General features: G+C 54.5%; 1 protein-coding gene. It reads right to left on the reverse strand.

Annotated elements, in window-relative coordinates; genetic code table 11:
- On the reverse strand, positions 1-914 hold a 914-nt coding region (gene psbD / locus MiAbW_RS19125), incomplete at its 3' end, for a photosystem II D2 protein (photosystem q(a) protein) (protein WP_151697351.1).
- Positions 915-917 lie beyond the last annotated feature (3 nt).

The raw sequence follows: 917 nt of genomic DNA on the forward strand, positions 1-917 counted from the left end.
GCCGCTCTCAATTCCTGAGAAACGAAGTCATAGGCCCGTAGGTTAAGCGCTAATCCCACCACACCCACAGCACTCATCCATAAACCAGTCACGGGGACAAAGAGCATGAAGAAGTGTAACCAACGTTTGTTGGAGAAAGCGATGCCGAAGATTTGCGACCAGAAACGGTTCGCAGTGACCATGGAGTAGGTTTCTTCCGCTTGGGTGGGTTCAAAAGCTCGGAAAGTGTTGGAACCTTCACCGTCTTCAAACAGGGTATTTTCTACCGTGGCTCCGTGAATAGCACAGAGAAGCGCACCACCGAGGATACCAGCTACACCCATCATGTGGAAGGGGTTAAGAGTCCAGTTGTGGAAGCCTTGGAAGAAAAGAATGAAACGGAAGATACCAGCCACGCCGAAGCTAGGGGCAAAGAACCAGCTAGACTGACCGAGGGGGTACATCAGGAAGACACTGACGAACACCGCAATCGGACCGGAGAAGGCGAGGGCGTTGTAGGGACGAATGCCGACTAAACGGGCGATTTCAAACTGACGCAGCATGAAGCCAATCAGGCCGAAAGCACCGTGGAGGGCGACAAAGGGCCATAAACCGCCGATTTGACACCAACGGGTGAAGTTACCTTGGGCTTCCGGTCCCCAGAGAAAGAGAATGGAGTGGCCGAAGGCATCGGCGGGGGTGGAGACGGCTACAGTCAGGAAGTTGCCGCCTTCCAGGTAGGAACTGGCTAACCCGTGGGTGTACCAGGAGGTGACGAAGGTGGTGCCGGTTAACCATCCACCTAGGGCCATGAAGGCGCAGGGGAAGAGTAGTAAACCAGACCAACCGATGAAGACGAAACGGTCTCTTTTGAGCCAGTCATCGAGAGCATCAAACAGCCCTCTTTCTGGGGCGCGTCCGACAGCAATGGTCATGGG

It is taken from the genome of Microcystis aeruginosa NIES-4325 (genome assembly GCF_008974145.1).
Lineage (GTDB): Bacteria > Cyanobacteriota > Cyanobacteriia > Cyanobacteriales > Microcystaceae > Microcystis > Microcystis aeruginosa_G.